The organism is Emticicia sp. GW821-FHT11C11 (genome assembly GCF_058808615.1).
Genome location: NZ_JBXARV010000002.1, coordinates 538513 through 556248 on the forward strand (window position 1 = coordinate 538513; position 17736 = coordinate 556248).

Annotated in this window: 16 protein-coding genes; 7 read left to right on the forward strand and 9 right to left on the reverse strand. The window is 41.3% G+C overall.

What is annotated here, in order from left to right; translation table 11 throughout:
- The first annotated feature begins 12 nt into the window (after positions 1-12).
- The gene (locus AC1RRY_RS12170; RefSeq protein WP_492820442.1) at positions 13-951 is read left to right on the forward strand and encodes an NAD-dependent epimerase/dehydratase family protein; all 939 of its coding nucleotides are present in this window, start codon (positions 13-15) and stop codon (positions 949-951) included.
- 68 nt (positions 952-1019) lie between these two features.
- Here the strand turns inward: AC1RRY_RS12170 and AC1RRY_RS12175 are convergent, their stop codons facing one another.
- From AC1RRY_RS12175 to AC1RRY_RS12185, 3 genes are read right to left on the reverse strand one after another with little or no spacing between them, the layout of a single operon-like run.
- A complete protein-coding gene (locus AC1RRY_RS12175; RefSeq protein ID WP_492820440.1) occupies positions 1020-1379 on the reverse strand; it encodes a cupin domain-containing protein in 360 nt (119 codons plus the stop codon).
- A 20-nt stretch (positions 1380-1399) separates the two neighbouring features.
- Positions 1400-1882 carry a GNAT family N-acetyltransferase gene (locus AC1RRY_RS12180; protein WP_492820438.1) on the reverse strand — a complete coding sequence of 161 codons (483 nt, stop codon included), beginning with the start codon at positions 1880-1882 and terminating at the stop codon, positions 1400-1402.
- A 7-nt stretch (positions 1883-1889) separates the two neighbouring features.
- Positions 1890-2801: a lytic transglycosylase domain-containing protein gene (locus tag AC1RRY_RS12185; RefSeq protein WP_492820436.1), complete on the reverse strand. Its 912-nt coding sequence runs from the start codon at positions 2799-2801 to the stop codon at positions 1890-1892.
- Between the two features lie 246 nt (positions 2802-3047).
- Between AC1RRY_RS12185 and AC1RRY_RS12190 the strand changes: the two genes are divergently transcribed.
- Positions 3048-4229 carry a BamA/TamA family outer membrane protein gene (locus AC1RRY_RS12190; RefSeq protein ID WP_492820434.1) on the forward strand — a complete coding sequence of 394 codons (1182 nt, stop codon included), beginning with the start codon at positions 3048-3050 and terminating at the stop codon, positions 4227-4229.
- Between the two features lie 134 nt (positions 4230-4363).
- Positions 4364-4810, forward strand: coding sequence for a DUF3592 domain-containing protein (locus AC1RRY_RS12195; protein ID WP_492820432.1), 447 nt, complete (start codon positions 4364-4366; stop codon positions 4808-4810).
- Between the two features lie 3 nt (positions 4811-4813).
- On the opposite strand, the gene AC1RRY_RS12200 is transcribed toward AC1RRY_RS12195, so the two are convergent.
- A complete protein-coding gene (locus AC1RRY_RS12200; RefSeq protein WP_492820430.1) occupies positions 4814-5287 on the reverse strand; it encodes a hypothetical protein in 474 nt (157 codons plus the stop codon).
- A gap of 75 nt (positions 5288-5362) precedes the next feature.
- Positions 5363-6520, reverse strand: coding sequence for an acetyltransferase domain-containing protein (locus AC1RRY_RS12205; protein WP_492820428.1), 1158 nt, complete (start codon positions 6518-6520; stop codon positions 5363-5365).
- 50 nt (positions 6521-6570) lie between these two features.
- Here AC1RRY_RS12205 and AC1RRY_RS12210 point away from each other — a divergent pair, with 50 nt between their 5' ends.
- Both AC1RRY_RS12210 and AC1RRY_RS12215 read left to right on the forward strand, forming a co-directional pair.
- Positions 6571-6867, forward strand: a complete 297-nt coding sequence (locus AC1RRY_RS12210) for a hypothetical protein (RefSeq protein ID WP_492820426.1) — start codon at positions 6571-6573, stop codon at positions 6865-6867.
- Positions 6864-7517, forward strand: coding sequence for a hypothetical protein (locus AC1RRY_RS12215; protein ID WP_492820424.1), 654 nt, complete (start codon positions 6864-6866; stop codon positions 7515-7517). Before AC1RRY_RS12210 ends, AC1RRY_RS12215 begins: the two co-directional genes overlap by 4 nt.
- Before the next feature lie 63 nt (positions 7518-7580).
- Here the strand turns inward: AC1RRY_RS12215 and AC1RRY_RS12220 are convergent, their stop codons facing one another.
- Positions 7581-9554 carry a glycoside hydrolase family 97 protein gene (locus AC1RRY_RS12220; protein WP_492820422.1) on the reverse strand — a complete coding sequence of 658 codons (1974 nt, stop codon included), beginning with the start codon at positions 9552-9554 and terminating at the stop codon, positions 7581-7583.
- A gap of 71 nt (positions 9555-9625) precedes the next feature.
- Positions 9626-10054, reverse strand: a complete 429-nt coding sequence (locus AC1RRY_RS12225) for a hypothetical protein (protein ID WP_492821315.1) — start codon at positions 10052-10054, stop codon at positions 9626-9628.
- Positions 10055-10271: 217 nt separating this feature from the next.
- On the opposite strand from AC1RRY_RS12225, the gene AC1RRY_RS12230 reads away from it, so the two are divergent.
- Both AC1RRY_RS12230 and AC1RRY_RS12235 read left to right on the forward strand, forming a co-directional pair.
- Positions 10272-10781 (forward strand): STM3941 family protein, encoded by a 510-nt coding sequence (locus AC1RRY_RS12230; RefSeq protein ID WP_492820420.1) that lies wholly within the window; start codon positions 10272-10274, stop codon positions 10779-10781.
- A gap of 74 nt (positions 10782-10855) precedes the next feature.
- Complete coding sequence (locus AC1RRY_RS12235) at positions 10856-12190, forward strand: Gfo/Idh/MocA family protein (protein WP_492820418.1); 1335 nt, start codon at positions 10856-10858, stop codon at positions 12188-12190.
- A gap of 185 nt (positions 12191-12375) precedes the next feature.
- Here the strand turns inward: AC1RRY_RS12235 and AC1RRY_RS12240 are convergent, their stop codons facing one another.
- Positions 12376-15036 (reverse strand): ABC transporter permease, encoded by a 2661-nt coding sequence (locus AC1RRY_RS12240; RefSeq protein ID WP_492820416.1) that lies wholly within the window; start codon positions 15034-15036, stop codon positions 12376-12378.
- Between the two features lie 91 nt (positions 15037-15127).
- Positions 15128-17725 (reverse strand): ABC transporter permease, encoded by a 2598-nt coding sequence (locus tag AC1RRY_RS12245; protein WP_492820414.1) that lies wholly within the window; start codon positions 17723-17725, stop codon positions 15128-15130.
- Positions 17726-17736 lie beyond the last annotated feature (11 nt).

A 17736-nucleotide genomic window follows, 5' to 3' on the forward strand; every position in this document is an offset into this window, starting at 1 on the left:
CTGTTGCAACTAATGAAAACCATTTTAGGAACAGGACAATTAGGGCTTACCATTCTGGAAGCCCTAATTCGCAAAAATCCAGACGAAGAAATAACGTTGGTAAACAGAAAAGGACAATTGGAAACGGCCATTTCGCTCCCGGATAATGTTCATGTAATGGCTGCAGATGTAACGAAAAGCAGCGATATGGATGAGATTGCAGCGATGTCAGAAGTTATTTTCAGTTGCACCGATGTACCTTATCAATTGTGGCAGGGGTTTTATCCGGCTACAGCCCATGCACTGGCGCAGGCTTTAAGCAAAAGCAAGGCGCGTCTGGTTTTTGCTGACAACCTATACTCATACGGTAACGTGAAAGGAGAAGCCATGATTGAGACAATGCCTCACAAGGCTACTACTCAAAAAGGCATGATTCGTACAACGGTGATTGATACACTTCTGAATTCGAATGAAGAGTTCAGTCAGAGAGTCGCCTTCGTAAAAGCGGCCGACTTCATAGGGCCAAGAATTTACAAGGGGCTTTTCGGTACCGATTTTCTGGAAAGACTCTATGCAGGTAAAAGTATTATGCTTTCGGGTAAGCCAGCCTTGCATCATACATTTACTTACATCCACGACTTTGCCGAGGCGATTGTGGCAGTAAGTACGGCAGCAGATGCATTCGGACAGATATGGCACACGCCCAACGCTCCTGCCTTGAATTTATACCAATGGATTGAGCTTTTTGAGGAAGAAACCAAAAGAAAAGCCAAAGTAATGGTATTACCTAAGGTAGTGGTTCGTGCTGCCGGTTTGTTTAATCCGTTGATTAAAGAATATTACGAATTGGCTTACCAGTTTGAATACCCTTATCTGTTGAATCATGACAAGTTCATCCATCGCTTCGGGAATCATGCCACCACAGCGGAGCAGATTGTCAAACAAACGGTAAGTTGGTATAGTCAGAAATAGTCATTATGCGAGTCCCGAACCGGTTTTGTAATAGTAGAACAAGCCGGTTCTTTTTGTTTTTAAATCTCCTACTCCAACGTGATTCTGTCCTGATTAGTGCCAGGTTGCGATATCACCAGAAACTCCAGTTCTTCATTAGTTTCGTTCGCAATAAAATGTTCAGTGCCTTGTTTGATTAATAAGCCTGTCTGTGCGCCAATCAATATCTTTTCACCGTTCGGGTAAAATGTGGCGGTACCTTTTAATATGAAGAAAAACTGCCGGGCATGGGCGTGCACATGCAATTTTTCTCTGGTATCTGCGGGCATACATTCCTGCTTGACTGATAGTCCCTCGATATCAACCAAAACCCAGCTATCGCAATTATCACCCCATAAATAATGACTTGCTGTTTGTTTATCAATTGCCTCAAAACCCTTTTCAATCATTTATGTATCTGTTTTATAAACTATGAAGCATAATCGTTGATATCTATTTCCATCCGCATTTCCAGCAGATTACCTTTGAACCCTGCTTTTTCATAGGCTTTTTTCGCAACCGTATTGTCATCATATACTTCCAGGCGAATCTCAGCGATGTTTTGTCCGGCGGCCCATTTCTTCAAATATTCCAAAATGGTTTTGTTTACGCCAAGTTCTCTGCATTCGGGCTTTACAAACATAAAGCCCAAGTAAGCGTACCGGTCATGTTTCAGATACGGCTTGGCTTCTTTTATAACCGCATATCCTGACCCCACTACTTCCTCACCGATTTCTGCCACTGCCACTTCAGCTGTCGGCAACTCAATCAGGTACTTCAAATCATAGTAATGAATTTCTCCATCCTTTAAGGTTTTGTCGAAAGGGCGCTCTGCTTCTACAATTCCCTGTTCAAATGTCAGGAGTATATCTATCTCGTCAATGCTTGCTGGTCTCACCTTCATCTCATTCATTTTCTATTCAGGGCTTTTTGGGTATTAGAAACTTATAAGTTCGTCCGGGCTTCACCTCAAACATCACATTCATCCATTTATTTTCTTCATAATACTTATCCGTCTTCATCGAGCCGGGATTATACACCAGCCAGGGGTTATAGTATTTCAGCGTTTTATAAGTGATGTTGTATTTCCCGGCCAAATCAATCAGGTTAATATCTTCTTTTACTTCCAGAACCTCCACCGGATCAGGAGCTTCGTTCTTAGTCAACTCAAATCCATATTGGCCGGGGTTTTCACAAATTAATTTCAAGGCCAGTATTCTGAACACGTAATCTCCGGTTTCGAGCGTCAGGTGTAAATCATAATAAGACTGTACTTTTTGTATTTTCAGTGTGTTCATTAAACTGGTACGCCCCGAATTGTAGGCGGCAGCGGTAAGTGTCCAGTTATTGAAAGTCCTGTTCAGATTATTCAGAAAATTACAGGCCGCCTGTGTTGACAGCTCCAGGTCCCGGCGTTGATCTACGAATTTAGACACCTCCAGTTTATATTCTTTGGCGGTAGAGTCTCTGAACTGCCAGAATCCGGCGGCTTTACCCGAATTGGCATAGGGCCAAAGTTCACTTTCAATTACGGCCAGATAAAAGAAGTCTTCAGGCACTTTGTTTTTTTGCAAAATACTGGTTATTCTCTCTTTGTATCTCGCTACACGACTAAGAATAGTCAAAGTCGAAGAATGTTTGTAAACATTTTTGATTAGTTCCTGCTGCAATTGCTCATAGATGATGGGGTTATTTAGCAGCACTTTTTCTCCGGCAAACTCTATTGAAGCAGGTACAGGCGGCAGAGAGATTTTCTGTGCCAGAGATTGCGCCCGGACGAAGGTCAGGCCAACCAGATATATGAACACCAATAATAATCCTCCTTTTTTCATATCCATGACTATTTGTTTAAACACAGGCTTAATTTCTTCATTATTCTACAATCAGCCAATAGAATTCATTAATTTTTCTAAACCCATCCACCTTTCTGTTATTCAATCTCCTTTCGGAGACCAATCAATCAAAATCTTTTCAAAAAAGGTGTTGAAATACCACCTTTTTTTATTCTATATTCGTTAATACATGTGATTAAGCCCGTTATTTGTAAAATTATGACATGACCGGCTACCGCTTAAAATATGATCCGACACACAATCGTCTTTATATTATTACTTCTTACGCCAGGTTTATTGCAGGCTCAAATACCCTATTCTCAGCAAAGAGATGTAACAGATCTGCTTCGTAAAATATTCCATACAAAAAAACCAAGAAAGACCGATTCTACTTCGCTCAAGGAAGGGGGCAGAGTAGTGGCCATACTACCCACTCCGGGCTACGCACCACAAAGTAAATTTTTATTGCAGGTAGTTACCAATGTGGCCATCCGCAACACCAACGCTAATGTGTCTATACTTAACTTAGCGGCTACTTATACACAAAACAAACAATCGATATTGCAGTATACCACCAGTTATTTTTCTAAAAACAACAAGTATTATTTCTCGACCGACTGGCGGTTGATGAATTATCCGCAGGCAACTTATGGCTTGGGGATGAACACCTCTTTAAACAATGCCATAGATATGAATTTCAGGTATCTGAGACTTTACCAGACCCTGATGCGCAGTATCGGTAAAAACCTGTATTTAGGTATTGGTTATCAATATGATAATCATTGGAAAATAAAGAGTTTCGCTGACGGCATCGGCGTGGAAAACATTTCCGGTCACACGCTCGGTGTGTCGGGCAAATCAGTTTCATCGGGGCCAACCTTTTCGCTGTTATTTGATAGCAGGACTAATGCCATGAGTGCCACACAAGGATTCTATACGAATCTGGTATTCAGGCAGAGCTTAAAAAGTCTTGGTAGTAATACCAATTACCAGTCTTTATTGATAGATGCCCGTAAGTATTTCGACCTTAGCGGAAACACCAATCATATACTGGCATTCTGGTCATATAATATGTTTACCCGAGGCAACCTGCCCTACCTTGACATGCCCAGTACAGGTTGGGACACCAATGTAAATATGGGGAGAGGGTACATTCAGGGCAGGTTCAGAGGGAAGAACCTGATGTATTTCGAAACAGAATACAGGTTTGCCCTCACCAGAAGCCAGTTTTTAGGCGGTGTATTATTTTCTAACCTTCAAACAGTAAGTGAAGTTGCCAATAATCGATTTCAGAAAGTTATTCCCGCTTTTGGTACAGGACTTCGCATACGGGTCAATAAATTTTCGAGGGCCAATCTGGCTATTGATTATGCAGTCGGCACTGACGGCTCCAAAAATATATACTTCAATTTCGGGGAAGTGTTCTGATAAAATTAAACCTTTCATCACACATTAAATTCGGTATCGGACTTGCATTCCACCGTTTAGTAAGAATAATTTCTACTCCTCTATAAAATCTCTATTTTTACATTATTTATTTTACAAACCTCAACACTATTGCTATGACTACCGGACTTTCTATTATTCTCAGTGCACTTCTACAAATCATTATTCTTTTTATATTAGGACACTATTATTTAAAATATAAGCAATTCAGAAAGCATGGTCTAAAAGCGATTGGAGAAATTACTGATTATGAAATACAATCAACCAGTAAAGGTCAGAAGTCCTATTTCCCCGTTGTTAAGTTCAGAACCTATCTCGGACAAACAATCCATACGAAGGCTTCTTATGGGTTTAATGAACAGAAATACATTGAGAAAGGGACAAATGTTGAAATCATTTATTTAGAGAATGATCCTGACAAATTCATGCTGGATTCTTATAATCCTACAAAAAGTTTTATTATTATGTTTTTCGGGTGTATTGTTACTTTCGCTTTTGTGGTTTTTTTACTAACTATTAAAAACCCAGGGTGGCCACAAGATTTTCTGAATGCTTTTAAATAAGATTTATTGCTTACCAATTCCTGTAGCGATTATTACTACCCCTGTAATTACGATAATTAACACAAGAATCTTACCCCATAAAGGCATTTTAGCCCAGATAGATTTTTGCTCCGATTCTTCCGGTTCAGGATCATCAAAATCTTCCAGAAAAGCTCTGGGCTGATTCTTCTGTTCCAGATAATCTAAATAATCAAAATACGAGTGAAACTGTTCATACCAGGCTATTGTTTCGGGTCTTAAGCTAATGGGCTTATCAAAGGCATCCTGCAGATTGTCGGCTTGAATCTGTATGAGTTTTTTACTCACCAGTATATACAGCAGGTTTTGATATTGCCGCTCATTCAGATTGGGTACTTCGGCAAATATCTGCCGACATAATTCAACATAAACAGGTAAGTTTTTCAAATCTGATTGCTGCCTTACCTCATAATTATATACAACTCCTATGAGCTTGTCAATCTGCTGGTTTGTTGTCATTAATGCTATTACTTTTCCGGATAATCTCAAAGATAGAAAATCCGCCACATTCCATAAATTTTATTCATTATAAAATCAGAGATATTTCAGCCATCCTTTTTCAGGGTTCGCCTTTTTGTACCGGGCATACCATCGGCATAAGAAATACAAAATTACCACATCTATTACAAAAATCAGATAGAGCAGGGTCAAAGGCCACCGGCCGGTGTCAGGTACCTGTGAAAAGGGGGCAGTGGTGTACCATTCCTGATGTATGGCACCTTCTCTGATATAATTTACTACCAGGGCCGTGATATGAATAAGCGGTATATGCAATAAATAATAAAACATTGGCACCTGTCCGAAAACTGACAATATTTTGCCTCCCCAACCCTTTGCCCGTTCTGCCAGAGGTACTAAGGTTATTATCGGCCCCAGCGTCATAAGAACATATAATAACGACGGTGGATACTTACTTTGGCTAAGAAGCCTGAAAAGCGGCCGTATCGGGTTATTAGGCGTATTGCTGTAATACACCTCTATATTACCCCAGATGAGAAATGTGATTATGGCAGTCAATCCGATGGCAAGACAGATTTTGTCTCTTACTGCAGGCGTTTTTCTTAAAATTGCCCCAAATCCGTATCCTGCCATCATCACGCCGATCCAGGGAATCAGTACATATAATACGGCTATTCCACCAAATGGTTCAAACCCTGCAGGATAGAAAAACTCCCAGATACTGCCAACCGACGCCCGCATGGATTCAGGGAAAAGCAGGGGTACGTCGCTGAATATTTTCTGAAAAGCTATTATGCACAAGCCCAAGATACCTATTAAACCGGTATTAAGACGAATAAAAAGCGCCAGCCATACCATACACCAGCCCAACATCCAGATAACGCCTGCTAAGATGAATGAACTATAGTCGAGATTGAAAGTCCAGGTAAACCGAATCAGCGTAAGTTCTAACGCAACCAGCAACAAACCTCTGGTAAGCAGAAATTTCGTCAGACCCGCTTTGTTGTTTATTTTCTGCCCATACAAAAAGGCGCTGGTTCCGGCAAAAAACACAAACGAGGGAGCACAAAAATGGGTAACCCAGCGGGTAAAAAATACGTCGGCCGTAGTACCTCCGGGTGGAACACCCGCGTATACACGCACATGGTCAATAGCCATTAGTACCATCACCAGTCCGCGGAGTATATCTACTGAACGGATTCTATCGGGTTTGTCATAGGTCAACTGGTTCATAAATTTAAAAGTTTTAGCGTTTTTCAGTCTGCAAAGCAAATAAGCGTGGCATGATTCAACCGCTATCCGTTTGTCATCATATCACGCTTACAAGTTCTTTACGAATAAAATTACATAAAACATCAGAAAAACAAACAGAATATGATAGAAATATTTGCACTTTACCATTCCTTTACATACTGACAATCAATCAGTTACACGCTGGCATTCACATCAAAGACATATCTGGTTTTATGGATGCGCCTCTGGAAGAAATATTAAAATCTTGGCAAATTTCACTATATTGGCGAATGTCTTTATCAGACCAGTTTTACCGTAATACATCAAAGAAAATTACTATTCCATGAATCGCTCTTCAACCGGATTCAGATATCGTTATCTGGCTTTTTTTATGCTGACTGTCGGCACCTTTGCCTGCCAGACACTCAACAAAAAGGTAAAATACTATTCAACTGAAATAACCCTGAAAAATGGTACTGTGTTGAAAGGCAGCACTTCGCCAATTGCGGGTGATAGCTTTAGTTTTAAGGATGCGCAAACCAGTAAGAAATCGACTATACAAAGTAAAGATGTACAGTCAATCATTAAGCACAGCCCGGATGGAGACAGAGAATATGCACAATTTAACGTAGAAAATAAGAAAAAACGCAGTAAGGCAGAGACTGTACTGGCAGCCTATGTGGTAAAAGGAGAGATAAGCCTGATTGCTTATGAAGCCACAGAACATGTAAGACAAACCAAAGACATCAACAATCGCATGACTTTTGTTGAAGAAACGGCTTTGGTGAAACGCCTGTATCTGAAACGATCAAACGAATCGGGCGTTGAAGTGCCCGTTGTCAAACGCAAAAATCAGGAAGAAGATTTTATGGACATAGCTCTTACCTTTTTCTCTGATGCCCCTGAGCTTATGAAGAAAATCGGCAGCACAGGCTATGAAGCCACCGATATAAAGAAAATAGTGGAAGAATATAACAAAATTAAAGCCCGGAAGTAATTTCTTATCTATCGGAAAATTTCAGACCGGGACACAATTTTTATTTGTGCCCCGGTTTTTTATTTACTTCTTTACCAGTTTAATCACATAACCGCCACCGGGAGCAAGCGCTATTTTAAGTACTTCCTTTCGGGTTAATGTTGTGTTTGAAATATCATAATCTGCCGGATATTTATCGGCATTTAACCCATCTCTACAAATAGTGGCAGTATACATACCTTCATCCAGAAAATCCAGCGGTACTATTAAATCGCGGGCATTGGCATCGGTCATGGCGGCAACATACCACGTTTTGCCCTTCTTCCGGGCTGTGACAATATAATCACTTACTTTGGCATCTATTACCTCTGTAGTATCCCAAACGGTAGGGACACCCCCTAAAAACTCCATAAATTTCGGTTCCATTAGTCCTTGAGAAGGGTTTCCGGCAAAAAACTGTATCGGGCTTTCATAAATCACAAACATGGCCAGTTGCTGGGTGCGGGTGGTCATCGACATCACGTTTTCAGCATGCGGTTTAAAACCGGCTACAGTTGCATTGTTAAGCATACCCGGTTCATAGTCGAGCGGCCCGGCCAGCATTCTGATAAAGGGTAGTCTTAAATTATGTTCGGGTGTTACCTTATTGCTCCAGATGTTATACTCAGAGCCCAGCACTGCTTCGCGCGCCACTGCATGCGGGAAAGTACGGTTAAAACCTGCGGGTTTAAAAGCCCCGTGAAACATCAGCATCAATCGATGACGCGCACAGGCTTCCGCAATTTTATAAAATAACTGTACGGCTTTCTGATCATCTCTGTTAATGAAATCGGTCATAATAAAATCCACACCCCACTTATTGAACTGGTCTAAGGCAGGTTCCAACTGTTTTTCCAATGTCAGCGCCAGTGTCCACATGCTCACTTTTACTCCTTTGCTTTTGGCGTAACTCATGATTTTGTCCATGTCAATCTCAGGGTTGATTTTGAACAGGTCGTTGTTATCACTCCACCCAGCGTCCATCATAATCCGCTCGAAACCGAATCTTTTGGCAAAATCTATGTAATACAGATAGGTAGCCGTATTGATACCGCTCTTAAAAGGCACATTGAAAATATTAGAAGTTATAATCCATTCGTCAGTAGCCTTGCCGGGTTTCACCCACGATACGTCCGCCACACGGGACGGTGACGCTAACCTGTACACGAGGTCGTTGGCAGGCAAATCCTTATCGTGTGGGGCTATCATCAATACCCGCCACGGGAAAACCCTGTTTCCTTTGGTTTTAGCCAGAAAATCAGAGCGCTTCGTTACATACCGGAGTGAGTACAATTCTTTCGATTCGGTTTCTTCAGCCGGATAGGGCGCAAAATCTCCTTTGAGCGCATTTCCTAAGGTTCCGGTCAGAAACATGCCGGGGTAATCTTCCAAATCCGATTCGGTTATGGCCACTTTAGGCCCCTGCTGAGGAGCTATCAGAACCGGATTGAAAAATAAATCACCGGCAGCGACGCTATCCATAGGTTGCAGCGTATACAATTCTTCAAAGCTGGTATGATAACGATCCATTTTGGCATCCGGCACTACTTTAGGAAAATAAACCGGATGGTTGGCCGGGAAATGGAACGAAGCCACTTCATTTTTCACCAGAATATCTGTTTCGAACCGGGTTACTATTCTATAAGCTACCCCATCATTATACACTCTGAATATTACCCCGAACGAATTAGCTAAAGTAATGGTCAGTTCCTGATATTCATCCGGAATCTGTTTTCTCTTCTCGGGTACCGGAGAAATGATAACGCTCTTGTTAGCACGTTGCGTAAATACAGGATTGGCTAAGCCATCAGATAGTTTTTTGCCGTCATACAAAATCATGTCAATCTCAGACGGTGCCACCAGCAACTGACTTTTGTAATAAACGCTATAGCTTAGTTTTTGTCCCAGATTGACCGAAAGGCGAATAGATTGGTCAGGAGAACTGATTTCTCTGGCAATATCTGCCTTTGCAAAAAAGGGAGCTATTACCAGTATCAAAACAAGTAGGTGAGGTTTCATAGGTTGTATCTATTTTCGAATATGCTGCTTCGAAAATAAACAAATCAACACGCATATACTAATAGCTATCGCTATTTTACCCTTACATATCGCTCTATATTCAGTCTTTCTATACCCGCACTTTCTATTTTTTCCACTCCTCTCTGTACCAATGTGTCATTTTTGATTTCAATGGTAAAAGTAAAATCGTGCCCTTCCCACTCTCTGGCGTTACAGTACTCGAGATGTTCAGTATAAGCATTGTCTTTCAGAGAGTAAGTGCCACCACCGGCTGAAAAAGCCGCAGTTGAATCCTTACCGCCATTCAAGTCATGCTGTATAAAAGCAAAATGAGTATCGTTAATAATCTTAATAAACGATACTCCTTTGGTATAGTCTGTTACAGTTGTGTCTCCTTTTTCAATCAGTGTGCCTGTCAGTAATTTCCAGGTGCCTGCAAGGGCAGGTGTTTTTGTTTCTGCCGGTTTATTACACGAACTTATTACCACAGCTATAGCCATAGCCGAAATTATCGTTTTCAAATAGTTGTTTTTCATTGGTGTTTAATATCATTTAGGTTGAATACGAAAACTAAGTGTTTTTAAGAACTCCTGCAAATTTATCGAAAGAATTGCCTCCGGGATAATCATCATTACCGGAATTTTAACTGAGTTTGGCGAATATTTGTTTAATCAAACCTAATATTCTAATTTTAGACTATCACCTCAAACCAAAGATATGAAAACAACTGACGAACGCATTGAAATTCCTCTGAACAAACAACGTCTCATTTTATTACTAATCAGCACCGTTGCCTTTTTTGCAATTGGTATCTGGTTTGTTAGCAACCCCGGGTATTTCAAAAACGGATTAGTGGGCAATCCGAACTTTGTGTCAGGCATTGGTATGTTATCTATTGCAGTGTTCGGTCTTAGTGCCTATGTGGTTGTAAAGAAAATAATCGACCAGCAACCGGGCATTATCATAGACCAGACGGGCATCACTGATAATTCGAGTGGTATTTCGGGAGGGCATATTCCGTGGAAAGAAATAAGCAACATAAAAACAACTAAACTGCTCAATAAGAAATTCGTAAATATTGTGCTTAAGAAAACTACGGGTCCAAAGAAGAAAGGTAAAGAAGGTAATCATGTGGTGGTCAACATCACAAATAATACGCTTCAATGTACTTTTGAAGAACTGGAGAATAGCTTAAAAAGTGGGTTTGAAAAATATAGAGCAAGCTAAACTAAAAGCCGTACACAATTTGCCGATATAAAAGACCAAGACCATACTTTAACCTACAACAAAACCTGTTTACTATGACCGACCGCCGAAAATTCCTGAAAAATTTAGGTAAATCTACCCTTGGTGCTGCCGCCGTTGGCGCTGTATCTATAGCAGAAGCCCAAGCGGCTTCACCTGCCGGAAATGCCGCTGATCAGATTAATGTTGCCTTGATAGGCGTAAGAGGTATGGGATGGGCCGATTTACGTTCTTTTCTGAAAAATGCAGATACCCGATGCATTGCCCTGTGCGATGTAGATGCCGACCTGCTTGCCCAAAGAGCCACAGAAATAGAAAAAGCCTATGGCAACAAACCACAGACTTTTAATGACCACCGGAGTTTATTAAAGCTGAAAGACCTGCATGCGGTTATCATCGGCACGCCAGATCATTGGCACTGCATACAGGTATGTGATGCCTGTGCAGCAGGTAAAGATGTGTATGTTGAAAAACCGATTTCCATTACTGTTGAAGAAGCAGACCTGATGGTAAAAATTGCCCGTAAGTATAACCGGGTGGTTCAGGTTGGCCAATGGCAACGAAGCGACCGCCACTGGAAAGATGCATTGAAGGAACTAAGCACGGGGTCTATCGGAAAAATACGGCAGGTAAAAGCATGGGCTGATGTAAATTATGGCAGAGACTTCAAGATAGTACCTGATTCTGAACCACCAAAAGGTGTAGATTACGACCGATGGCTGGGGCCTGCTCCTAAAAGGCCTTTTAATAAAAACAGGTTTCATGGCACATTCAGGTATTTCTGGGATTACGCCGGCGGCCTGATGACAGACTGGGGTGTACACATGCTCGACATGGTACTGGCCGGCATGAATGCCAAATCACCTAAAGCTGTAATGGCCATTGGTGGTAAACTGGCGTTCCCGGATGATGCCGCGGAAACCCCTGATACGCTGACAACCGTCTATGACTTTGGCGACTTTAGCTTGGTCTGGGAACAATTTATGGCCATGGGTACTTCGCCGTATCTGGACGATGTAAGTGAACCTGGTGTGGCCTTTATTGGTGAAAACGGTATTCTGGCCATTAATCGTGTGCATTGGAAAATACTGCCACTTCAGGATAACGGTAAATATCTCGTGAACCCTATACCACCAAGACGGAACTATGATGCCGGGCTGGATAATCATACCAGAAACTGGCTAGAGTGCATTAAAGACAGAAAAGACCCTAACTGCACCATTGAGATGGGGCGCGATACAGCTGTAGTGGCACATCTGGGCAATATTGCTTACCGTACAGGCAAAAAACTGGAATGGGATGCTGAGAAACGCCAGTTTAAAAATGACCCTGAAAGCAACAAGTTTCTAAAATCGCGTTACCGCTCTCCGTGGGAATTGCCAAAGGTCTGATTTGAATAAATACTATTATTAATTACAGATAAATCTGTAGCAGATTTTAAGAAAGTGCTCCTAAACCAAGGGGCACTTTGCTTTAATTACAATTTATTTTTCATAAAACAAAACTCTAATATACGCTTGTTAATACAATTGTATAAATCGCCGCACAGCTACCGCTCATTCACTAAACTACCCAATCACTCACTTTTCAAAGACTTCACCGGGTCAACCAGAGCGGCTTTAATTGCCTGAAAACTGATAGTAAAAAATGCAATTATAAAGACTGCAGCTAAAGAAAAACCGAACATCCACCAGGAAAGGTTTACACGATAGGCAAAGTTTTGCAGCCATTGATCCATCAGATACCAGGCCACAGGCAATGCTACTACCGCAGCAAAAATTATCAGTTTCAGAAAATCTTTTGACAACAACACTACAATGCCTTTTGCCGAAGCGCCCAGTACCTTGCGTATACCAATCTCTTTTGTTTTTTGAGAAGCGGTATAGGCAATCAACCCATATAAACCCATACACGCAATAATGAGCGACAAAACTGAGAAATAAAGGATGATAGTCGAGAAGCGTTCATTAGCCTGATACTGCTCTTTAATCAGTGTATCAACGAAGTCATAATCAAATAACACAACCGGGAAATGCTTTCTCCAAACGTCTTCAACCAGCGAAACTGCCTGGTTCAGATTCTGCCCGTTTATTTTAATGGTAATTTTTGAAAAATACCCGTCTCTCGGCGATATAGCCAAAGGCAAAAGCGTTTGCTGCAAGCTATTAAAGTGGAAGTCCCGGGTTACACCTATTACAATTCCTGCCTGATTGTCTATCATAAACGGTTTGCCAATAGCTACTTCAGGGGTTTGCCAGCCTGCTTTTTTCACGGCACTTTCGTTCAGAATAATTTTCCTGATCGTATCTCCGGCATCATTCAGCCCAAAGTTCCTTCCGGCTATCAGTTTAATACCATAAACCGACAGGTAGCTGGCATCTACCTGAATTTTTGAGGTATTTATTTCAACCTTTTTCCCTTTGGCATCAATGGTTTCGGCAGGTCCGGTTTCAATGCCATTCATAATGCCTGATCGGAAAGTCGTTATGTCACTAATGAGGGGGCTCATTAAATCGTTTTTAAACGCCTCAAAACCTTTTACAACATCAGCGTTTCCGTTTAACCGTAAATAAAGCAGCGCGTCTTTATTATAACCTAAATCCTTGTTGTTGATGTACTGCATTTGTGAATACATAATTACGATACTTGTAACTAAAAGCAGTGTAATAACAAACTGCGCCATCACTAAAGATTTACGCAAACCGATTCCTCCGGCACTTGATTTAAACGACCCTTTAAGCACTATGGCCGGTCTAAAGGCAGAAAGAATAAAAGCCGGATAAATACCTGCCAGCACGCCCAGGAAAATACTGACACCTGTAAGGAACAACAACAATAGAGGAGAAGTAAACAGTGATACATCTCTGCCGGTAAGTTGATAGAAAAAGGGCTGTATTAAAACCGATAACAAAAGTGAAACCCCCAAAGCCAGCATAGCAAACAAAACCGCCTCTGCGATATAGTGCAATATCAGTTGCGTCTTAACTGCCCCAATCACTTTTTTGATACTGATTTCTTTAGCCCTACCTACTGAACGAGCCGTGGCCAGATTGATATAATTAATAGCAGCCAATAATAAAATGAAAATACCAATAGTTGAGAAAATATATACCTGATTGATATTGCCATTGACTCTCATTTCTCGCTCTAAATCTGATTTCAGATGAATATCTCCTAATGCCTGCAGGCGATAGGTATAGGTAGCTTGAGCGGCTTTTAAGCGACCTCCTATTTTCTTTTGATAAAAATTGCTGATTTTATCAGAAAGCACTTCATAATCAACGCCTTTTTTGAGCAACAGATAAGTAAAAAAGCGGTTGTCACTCCATCCCTCTGCTGTTAATACACCCGGACGGGCTACTTCAATGGTCTTAAAAGAAGCAATCATTGAAAACGTGAAATGAGCATTTTGGAGTGGGTCTGCCACAATACCTGTTATGGTGTAATCAGCTCCTCGTCCGGTGCTATCATACATGTAAATTGTTAGCGCTTTGCCTATAGGATCTGCACTACCGAAGTACTTTTTAGCAGCTGATTCAGTCAATATCAGTGTATACGGGTCTTTTAGAGCAGTAGTTATATTTCCCCTGATAAAACGATAACTAAACACCTGAAAGAATGAGGGGTCTGCTAAAAGGATATTGGGTTCCAGCATCTGTTTGTCTTCATGCTGTATAATTTCTCCTCTCAAATCTAATCTTACTGTATTTTCAATTTCGGCATAGCTTTGTTGAAGTGCTTTTGCGACAGGTGCGCCTGACCTGGCTGAATTCGAAACGTTGGTCTCGCTTTTTTCGATGGTTGTGAGCCTTACAATGTTCTCAAAATTCTGATTGAACTTGTCATAGCTTATTTCATCGCTTACCCAAAGAGCAATAAAGGCAAAGCAGGTTAACCCCATAGCCAGACCAAAAATATTCAGAAAGGCATAGGTTTTCTCTTTGGCAATTCTTCTTAAAAATTGTTTCAGATTACTTTTCAGCAAGGAAACTGATAGCAGGTTATTGAACATGTCTTTTAAGGTTGAATGATGATTTTGCTTTTTCCGACGACGCACAAACGGAGGCAGAACAGTAAGCACACTAAACCAATAGCGCAGGTCTGCCCAAAACTTTCCTGAATTCTGAAACCAAAAGGCATATAATTCCTCCAAATCCCCCTCCACTTCTTCCAGTGTTTCTTCGGGATGTAAACGATTGAGTAACTTATGTGCCCATTCAGGAGGAGTATTCTTCATAGTTCCATTTATTTAGTGATTGAGTGACTACTACAATCCGATTATCTTAATCACTCATTCACTAAATCATTAATTCACTCGTTAAATAAAATCACTCACTTTTCAGAGACTTTACAGGGTTCAATACCGCGGCTTTAATACTTTGGTAGCTCACTGTCAGCAGAGCAATTGCAAGTGCGGTTAATCCTGCTACTGCATAAATCCACCAACTGATAGTTGTTTGATACGCAAATGTACTGAGCCAATTAGACACAGCCCACCAGGTCAGTGGGGTGGCTATAATTATGGCAATCAAAACCAGTCGCAGAAAGTCAGTAGACAATAGCCATACAACATTGAATATTCCGGCTCCCAATACTTTACGCACACTTATTTCCTTCTTACGCTGTTCTGCTGTAAATGCTACCAGAGCAAACAATCCCATGCAAGAGATGGAAATTGCCAGCACACCAAAATAATTAACAAGCACACTCACCTGCTTTTCGGCTTTATACAGATTCTCGTAGGCATCATCAACAAAGTGATAGGTAAAAGGGTAATTCGGATTAAACTGTTTTACCAGTTTTTCTAATTCGGCAATGGCCCGTTCCGTTTGACCAGCACGGGTTTTAACCAGAAGGTAATTGGTTTTAGCAGGATTGAAACACAGAATTAAAGGCATAATGGATTGATGGAGCGAATTGATATGAAAGTCTTTCATCAAACCAATAATTTGCCCTTTACCTTGCCAGAATTTCACCTCTTTTCCTACGGGGAATGCCATATTCATCATTTTTGCCGCTGCCTCATTAATAATATAATTAGTTGAATCAGCCAGACTATTGGCCCTGAAGTCCCTCCCCTCAATCAATTGAATGTTCAGGGTGCGGATAAAATCACCCGCCACTTCCATAGCAGCTACATTGCTTGGTTGGTCTGGCCCTCTACCCTGCCAGTCCAGGTCGCCTGATGTACCCTGTACATCCACAGGCAATGAACTGGTCATTGTTGCCGATGCTACCGATGGCTGATGCATCACTTCTCGTCGAAACGTTTCTATTTTGGCAGGTTTTGCAATCTCACCTTCCAGTGGTACATATAGCACGTTTTCCCTGTTAAGACCCAGATTCTTTGTTTGCAGATAGTCCATCTGCCTACCTACAACCAGCATACCGATAATCAAGAAAACAGAAAGCGAAAACTGGAATATAACCAGTACCTTTCGAAAGAATGCTGAGCCTGAATCTGGTGTTAGCTTTCCTTTCAGAATTCTGAGAGGTTGAAGGCCAGACAAAAACAAAGCTGGGTAACTACCGGATAAAATTCCGGTTATCAGAACAACACTACCCAACATTGTCCAAAGGGCTTTGCTCGTCAAATCGATGATTAGCTGTTTATTGAAAGCAGTATTAAATGCAGGTAATACTACCCAAAGAAATACCAATGCCAACGCTGCTGCGAGCATACTGGTCAACATAGACTCGCTTAGGTGTTGCCCAACTAAAGAAGAACGCATGGCTCCCACTACTTTTCGGATACCCACTTCTTTAGCCCGCATAGCCGAGCGGGCCGTAGCTAAATTCATGAAATTGATACAAGCCACTAACAGAATGAACAGTGCGACTAATGAGAAAATCCGTACATATTCAATTCTTCCTGCAGAAGCTTTTCCATTTTTGTATTCACTATATAAATATACATCTGTAATGGGTTGAAGAATGGGCCATCCCGCATCAGTCCCTTCATTGGTATAGCGCCGAAAGAGGCTATTCATTGCGTACTCTGCCTGAATGGCTGTTACATCAGTTTTAAGCCTAACAAACGTTTTGAACATGGTATTACCCCAGTTTTTCATCCAGAATTGTTCAATATTGCTAAAGTTGACAACCCAGTCAAACGGAAAAGTTGTATTGGTGGGTATGTCTTCTATAATGGCGCCAACAGTATAATACTTTCCGTTATCGAGTTGAAGTTTTTTACCTATGACTTGTTCCTGCCGGAAATACTTTCCTGCTATCTTGCGGGTAATCACAATCTGGTCGGGATGGTTCAGGGTTGCTTTAGGGTCTCCTGCAATAGCTGGTAACGAAAATACTTTGAAGAAATCAGCCGTCGCATAATACCCTTTTTCCTTGGCGGCTTTTTCTCCTACTTTTATAAGCAGATTATCTGGCTCATAAGTAATTTTTGCAGTAGCTTCGACTTGCGGTATATCCTGCGCAATGGCCTCCTGCAAAGGACCCGGAGTGGCAGGGCCGGTAACAACTTCTCCATTAGGAAGCGCATAATTGACTCTTACGAAGTAAACTCGCCCGGCATCCGGTATAAACTTATTATAACTGATTTCGTCCTGAACCCACATACCTATCAACAAGGCACAGGTTATTCCTAAGGCAAGCCCGAGAATGTTAATGCCTGAATATAGTTTTTGTTTTATCAGGTTCCGAAAAGCGATTTTGAAATAGTTTCGTAACATAGCAAAATCCAGGCTTGAAGATTGATAATATTCACGTTTTTTCCGACGACGCACAAACGGAGGCAGAACCGTAAGCACACTAAAACAATAGCGCAGGTCTGCCCAGAACTTTCCTGAATTCTGAAACCAAAAGGCATATAATTCCTCCAAATCCCCCTCCACTTCTTCCAGTGTTTCTTCGGGATGTAAACGATTGAGTAACTTATTTGCCCATTCAGGAGGAGTATTCTTCATAGTTCCATTCA

Coding starts and splice junctions, on each gene's coding strand:
- AC1RRY_RS12210 (WP_492820426.1), top strand. CDS start 6,571: ATGATTCAACCGCTATCCGTTTGTCATCATATCACGCTTACAAGTTCT.
- AC1RRY_RS12235 (WP_492820418.1), top strand. CDS start 10,856: ATGACCGACCGCCGAAAATTCCTGAAAAATTTAGGTAAATCTACCCTT.
- AC1RRY_RS12215 (WP_492820424.1), top strand. CDS start 6,864: ATGAATCGCTCTTCAACCGGATTCAGATATCGTTATCTGGCTTTTTTT.
- AC1RRY_RS12180 (WP_492820438.1), bottom strand. CDS start 1,882: ATGAATGAGATGAAGGTGAGACCAGCAAGCATTGACGAGATAGATATA.
- AC1RRY_RS12195 (WP_492820432.1), top strand. CDS start 4,364: ATGACTACCGGACTTTCTATTATTCTCAGTGCACTTCTACAAATCATT.
- AC1RRY_RS12230 (WP_492820420.1), top strand. CDS start 10,272: ATGAAAACAACTGACGAACGCATTGAAATTCCTCTGAACAAACAACGT.
- AC1RRY_RS12190 (WP_492820434.1), top strand. CDS start 3,048: ATGATCCGACACACAATCGTCTTTATATTATTACTTCTTACGCCAGGT.
- AC1RRY_RS12245 (WP_492820414.1), bottom strand. CDS start 17,725: ATGAAGAATACTCCTCCTGAATGGGCAAATAAGTTACTCAATCGTTTA.
- AC1RRY_RS12220 (WP_492820422.1), bottom strand. CDS start 9,554: ATGAAACCTCACCTACTTGTTTTGATACTGGTAATAGCTCCCTTTTTT.
- AC1RRY_RS12225 (WP_492821315.1), bottom strand. CDS start 10,054: ATGGCTATAGCTGTGGTAATAAGTTCGTGTAATAAACCGGCAGAAACA.
- AC1RRY_RS12240 (WP_492820416.1), bottom strand. CDS start 15,036: ATGAAGAATACTCCTCCTGAATGGGCACATAAGTTACTCAATCGTTTA.
- AC1RRY_RS12170 (WP_492820442.1), top strand. CDS start 13: ATGAAAACCATTTTAGGAACAGGACAATTAGGGCTTACCATTCTGGAA.
- AC1RRY_RS12185 (WP_492820436.1), bottom strand. CDS start 2,801: ATGAAAAAAGGAGGATTATTATTGGTGTTCATATATCTGGTTGGCCTG.
- AC1RRY_RS12205 (WP_492820428.1), bottom strand. CDS start 6,520: ATGAACCAGTTGACCTATGACAAACCCGATAGAATCCGTTCAGTAGAT.
- AC1RRY_RS12175 (WP_492820440.1), bottom strand. CDS start 1,379: ATGATTGAAAAGGGTTTTGAGGCAATTGATAAACAAACAGCAAGTCAT.
- AC1RRY_RS12200 (WP_492820430.1), bottom strand. CDS start 5,287: ATGACAACAAACCAGCAGATTGACAAGCTCATAGGAGTTGTATATAAT.